Raw genomic sequence first — 5,345 nt, 5'->3', positions numbered from 1 at the left:
CACGTCATGCTTGAAGTGATTGAAAAATGCTTCCCGAATGAAATGAAACAATGGGAAGCGAAAATTAAAGAAATGATTCCATCGTATGGTGTATCGCTTATGAAAAACGAAACGCTTTTACGCGATATACAAACGCTTGCTGCCCAAACGCTCGGCTTAAAAGAAAGCATGCCGTTTCAAATCTAGATGACCTAAGAGATAAACGACATAGAAATTACAAGCTTAAAAGAAAGCATGCCGCTTCAAATCGCATAAGCGCCCGAGACAGAAGTCGACTGGCTTCTGTCTTTTTTGTATCGATTATATGTAACGGTTTTATGTTATAATGGGGAAAAAGGAAGTGGGTAAATGATTTACCTTTGTCTAGTCGTTTTGCCACTTATGTCCGGTTTATGGTTTTTCAATTTCGCATTGTTGTTGAAAAAACTGTATCAAGGTCGTGATATTCATAACGAAACGGTGTTAGGTACGGTGTACACAGCGACTTTTGTTTTTTTCTTTACGTACGTATGGATTGGGATGTTATAAACGAGAAAAAAATACTTTTGATTTTTAGTTGCAAAATGCAAATAATAAGCTATAATAAAAGCAAGAGGTGAGAAAATGGAAAATGTTCGCGAACTATTCCACACGATGACGAAACGGCTTGGGTTGTTAGACCGCAACTGCTGCGCCGTTGGTGGGATTGAATTATCGCTCGTGCAAAGCCATATTTTATACGAAATCGACCGCATGAACGAACCGTCGATGCAACAAGTGGCAGATGCGATAGCGATGGATATTACAACGTTCAGCCGACAAATTCAAACGCTTGTCAAAATGAATTTAGTGAAAAAAACACCGTACCCGCAAGACCGCCGCGTCTACATTTTATCGTTAACGCCGAAAGGAAAATACGTCACCGCGAAAATTGACGCGGAAGTGAACGAATATTTAGGAGAAGTATTTTCGCATATGAGCGAATTTGAGCGCGAAACCGTCCTTCGTTCCATTCGCTTGTTGAACGAATGTATGGCAAAATCAAGCGTTTGTTGCAAACCGCTGTTTTAAGGCAAGAGAAATCTTGCCTATTGCTTGAATGAATAGTTGTATAATGCAAATAAAAGGAGAGAGCCTATTTGGAAACGATACAATCATTTTTCTTTTTAGTGTTGGAGCTGACGGCGCTTTCTTTAGCGATTTCGTTTGTCATTAACTTTTTTGAAGGATACATTCCGTACGAGCGCATGCAACAGCTGTTGGCAGAACGCCATCCGTTTATCGGGGCAATGATTGCGGTACTATTTGCCTTTGTGACCCCATTTTGTTCGTGCTCAACGATTCCGATTGTTGTTTCATTGTTAAACAAAAACATCCGCTTCGGGCTGGTCATGATCTTTTTATTCGCTTCGCCTGTACTAGATCCGACGATTTTAACGTTAATGACCGCGTTACTCGGTGTCAAAGTAGCAGCCGCCTATACGCTGTTGACGACAGTATTTTCAATTGTAATCGGCTTCACACTCGAATCGCTCGGGTTTGAAAAGGCAGTCAAACGCGTGATCGTGAAAGGAAACGTTGCCATCGGCAAAAAACGGACGATGCAAGAAGCGTGGCATGAGACACTTCATCTCATGAAAACAGTGTATCCATACTTATTCATCGGAGCTGGCATTGGCGCATTCATTCATGGCGTCATACCAACCGAATGGATTGCGACATATATGGGAGGTGATACGTGGTGGCTTGTTCCGCTTGCGGCAATTGTAGGCATTCCGCTTTACATTCGTCTAGCGACGATGATTCCGATTTCGCAAATGCTCGTTGCGAAAGGAATGGCGCTTGGGCCAGTCATGGCGCTTATGATTAGCTCCGCGGGCGCAAGTTTACCAGAAATTACGCTACTGCACAGCATTTTTCAAAAGAAACTCGTCTGGGCGTTCATCGCCTCGGTTATTTCGATGGCCACGTTATCCGGATTTTTGTTTTACATCATCTAAATGGAGGAGATTCATATGTTTAAAAAATTATTTACACAAAAAGAAAAAGGTTGTTGCGATGTGCAAATTATCGAGGTTAAAGATGACGAGAAAAAGGAAGATTGCTGCGAGGGGAAAGAGGACTGCTGCAAAGAGCAAGAAGATTGTTGCGAAGACGACAAACAAACATGTTGCTAGCAACAAAGCACCAGGGGGCCTGGTGTTTTTTGCATGGGCAGGATTTTTGGTGAGGATGACGAAGTAAAGAAATAAATGAGAAAATTATGAGATAAGTGGTCAAAAAGGAATGGGGTTTGTGAATATACTAGACGTTAGCCATTGGGAAAAAGATGATAAAAGGCAAGCATATGGAAAAAGACAAAAGTTTTGGTTAGTTAGTCCATATAACGAAAAACGATATTTGTTTAAAATTCCTGTATTTGATGCATTTATTGCTAATCAGGATCGCCATTGCGATAACTGGGGAGTTATTGTGGAGGGATCGTGCTACCAACTTGCTCCAGTATATGATAATGGGGCATCGTTAGGTTATCAACTAAATGAAGAACGCATTATAAAAATGTTTGAAGATCAAAAAATGTTTGAAGCTTTTACAAATCGTAGCCGTTCTTTAATTGGATTGCCGAGTAAAAAGAAACCTAAGTATAAGGAGCTATTAAGTTTTATTTATGGGCTATATCCTAAGGAAATACAAGAGATTATAGAACGAATCGGCAGCGTAGATGACAGAACAATTGCTATTGTTCTGAATGAAATTCCATACAGTTGTATGAATGATATTTACAAGCGGTGGGTATCAAAATTACCACTGCATCGCAAACAATGGTTGATCAAATGGTATATGGAGGAGTTTTTAAATTGGTATAGAAATCCAAACAATTACAGACCGGAAAGTCCTTCTGCAAACAGAAGTCATAAATATGAATAACAAGGAGATGAAGTATATGCCGACGGAGAAAGCAGACATTTTTACATTGGCTAAGTTCGGGGATTTAGAAACATTTAAGATTAAATTTGATATCGGTGATATCAATAAAAAAGATGAAAATGGTTCTGGCTTATTACATTATGCTATTTCAGGTAATAAATTTGATATTGCGTTATTCCTTATTAACAATAACATTGATGTTAATATGACAAATTCCGACGGTCAGACTGCATTACATCTTATTTGTATCAATCAAAATTTAAATGTCGCTAAAGAGTTGTTACAAAGAGGTATAGATATAAACTTAAGAGATAAATATGGTAATAATGCTATGTGGACGGCTGTATTCAATTGCAAAGGTAGAAATTACGAAATGGTTGAACTATTAATGAAATATAATCCTGATATTTCAACTAAGAATAATGCTGGAAGGTCTCCTTTGGACTTTGCAAAGCAAGTAGGGGATGAGAAATTGATAAATATATTGTTGAAAAAATAGTATCGTATAATCGTACCTTGATTGGTTATAAGCCTTTCAAGGTTTCTTTTTTATATACCCTCCATGCAATTAAGAAGGAAAGATGATGGGTGGACAAACATAATTACGTGGTACAAAGCCACATTAAGAAACACCATGTAAATAATCCAAAAAAATAAACCAACTTCATTGAACCGTTATTTGTACGCCGATGGAGACCCAGTCAACAACATCGACCCGAACGGCCACTTGCCGAAATGGCTGCAGCGCGGATGGAAAGCAACGAAAAAATGGGCGAAGAAAGGATATAACTTCGCAATTGGCGACGATATTCGGACATTGAAAAGCCCGAAATCGAAGTGGTACCATAAAGCTGGAGCCGCCGCGAGCCTTGCGAGCAACTTCATCCCAGGTGCGGGAGCCGTCAAATGGGGCGTAAAAGCCGTAGAATACGGCAAGAAGATGAAGAAGTCGAGGAAATTCGCTGCGGCATCGATTAAAAAGATGCGGAAGGCGAAGTTAAAGGCGAAAGCCAGCCGCGCTAGGATAAAGCCTAAACTTCGTAGACCAGTCTCCAGGGATAATGTTGGAGTAAATTTAAGAGCTAAGGGTACGGGTAATGGTTATAAATATTGGAATAAGACAACCGTATATAAGAACGTGAAAGTTTATCAGAGAGATGATATTATAGACCCATATATGAAAGATGCGCGTGGTAGAACTAACCTTGAAAGAATGGAAAAGGAGTTAGCACCGTTAGGTCCAGATGGAAAGCCTATAAATCTCCATCACATGACACAAAGAAATGAAAGTTCTATTGCTGAGGTTACACAAACATTTCACAAAGAAAATAGTAAGATAATCCACATTGATTCTAATACTATCCCTAGTGGGATTAACAGGAATGAATTTGATAAATGGCGCAAAGATTATTGGAAACATAGAGTTAGTGATTTTAAATAGTTCGAGGAGGGAAAATATGAGTATGGAAGCATATAATCAAGCTAAAAAAATTATTTTGTCTAATGCAGAACTAAGTGATTTTGTGGGTCCCCGCTCAAGAGAATTAATTATTCAAGCAGAAGAAAAACTTGGGTTAAAGTTCACAGGTTCATATTTGGATTTTCTGTTGTCTTTTGGTGCGGGTAACTTTGGTTCTCAAGAGATTTTCGGGATAATTAGTAGCGATTTTGAAAATTCTTCAGTTCCAGATGCAATATGGTATACTTTAACAGAGAGAAGAGAGAGTAATTTGCCAAATAATTTATTAATAATTCACGATACAGGAAGTGATGAAGTTTTTTGCTTAGACTTTAACAAGATTGATAATAATGAACCTAAGGTTGTTTCATTTTTTCCAGGAGTTGACTTAGACAAACAAAAGTATGAAATAATTGCAAATGATTTCGGGGATTTCTTATTAGATTTAGTTAAACGTGAGCTATAACCTATATTACCTCGATTGGCTATAAGCCTTTCGAGGTTTTTATTAGTTATAGTTAACCAAATATTAACTTCAGAGCCCATGATGGTTCTACCTACATGGAGTTTGGCAGATATGCATGGTAAAGCGACTAAACCATTAATACCCTTCGAGTATGCTTTAAAACACGAGAGAAAGCTTTCTCGTGGCGAGAAAGTGGGGGTAAGCTTTTAACTGGTTGTGACAATAATAAACTGTCAAATTATTATTGTATTGTATTTTCACTAGAGACGGTCGTATAATACTCGTCATTGTTAACAAGCGTTACATAAATTGTAATTTTCGTAACGGGGGGATGTAACATTGAATGTTGTCGGGTATATACGAGTCTCGACACAGGGGCAAGTCAAAGATGGATACAGCTTAAAATACCAAGAGGAGCACTTTTCCTGTAGAATGTAAGTAACCACACAAACAAACCCAGGAAAGAGGTGCTCTTTATGAACAAGCATACCACACTCCCGAATTTGATGCAAA

Annotated in this window: 9 protein-coding genes and 1 pseudogene; all 10 read left to right on the top strand. The window is 38.6% G+C overall.

The window, feature by feature from the left end; translation table 11 throughout:
• Positions 1–186 (top strand): malate:quinone oxidoreductase (locus ABEV15_RS11330; protein ID WP_498853258.1); only part of this gene is annotated, 186 nt, incomplete at its 5' end.
• Positions 187–348: 162 nt separating this feature from the next.
• On the top strand, positions 349–528 hold the full coding sequence (locus tag ABEV15_RS11325; protein ID WP_498853257.1) for a hypothetical protein: 180 nt from the start codon (positions 349–351) through the stop codon (positions 526–528).
• Positions 529–603: 75 nt separating this feature from the next.
• Positions 604–1,050, top strand: a complete 447-nt coding sequence (locus ABEV15_RS11320) for a MarR family winged helix-turn-helix transcriptional regulator (RefSeq protein WP_004890963.1) — start codon at positions 604–606, stop codon at positions 1,048–1,050.
• A gap of 68 nt (positions 1,051–1,118) precedes the next feature.
• On the top strand, positions 1,119–1,979 hold the full coding sequence (locus ABEV15_RS11315) for a permease (protein WP_498853256.1): 861 nt from the start codon (positions 1,119–1,121) through the stop codon (positions 1,977–1,979).
• Between the two features lie 15 nt (positions 1,980–1,994).
• The gene (locus ABEV15_RS11310; protein ID WP_171699805.1) at positions 1,995–2,156 is read left to right on the top strand and encodes a hypothetical protein; all 162 of its coding nucleotides are present in this window, start codon (positions 1,995–1,997) and stop codon (positions 2,154–2,156) included.
• A 109-nt stretch (positions 2,157–2,265) separates the two neighbouring features.
• Positions 2,266–2,907 carry a GH-E family nuclease gene (locus tag ABEV15_RS11305; protein WP_498853255.1) on the top strand — a complete coding sequence of 214 codons (642 nt, stop codon included), beginning with the start codon at positions 2,266–2,268 and terminating at the stop codon, positions 2,905–2,907.
• 16 nt (positions 2,908–2,923) lie between these two features.
• Complete coding sequence (locus ABEV15_RS11300) at positions 2,924–3,406, top strand: ankyrin repeat domain-containing protein (RefSeq protein ID WP_153126384.1); 483 nt, start codon at positions 2,924–2,926, stop codon at positions 3,404–3,406.
• Between the two features lie 168 nt (positions 3,407–3,574).
• Positions 3,575–4,348: an HNH/ENDO VII family nuclease gene (locus ABEV15_RS11295; RefSeq protein ID WP_498853254.1), complete on the top strand. Its 774-nt coding sequence runs from the start codon at positions 3,575–3,577 to the stop codon at positions 4,346–4,348.
• Between the two features lie 16 nt (positions 4,349–4,364).
• A complete protein-coding gene (locus ABEV15_RS11290; protein ID WP_144597891.1) occupies positions 4,365–4,832 on the top strand; it encodes an SMI1/KNR4 family protein in 468 nt (155 codons plus the stop codon).
• Positions 4,833–5,171: 339 nt separating this feature from the next.
• Positions 5,172–5,249 (top strand): annotated as a pseudogene (locus ABEV15_RS11285) (recombinase family protein); the annotation flags it as partial.
• Positions 5,250–5,345: the final 96 nt, after the last annotated feature.

This window comes from Bhargavaea massiliensis (assembly GCF_050480245.1).
GTDB lineage: Bacteria > Bacillota > Bacilli > Bacillales > Anoxybacillaceae > Anoxybacillus.
This window is presented reverse-complemented; position numbering and strand designations above follow the sequence as displayed.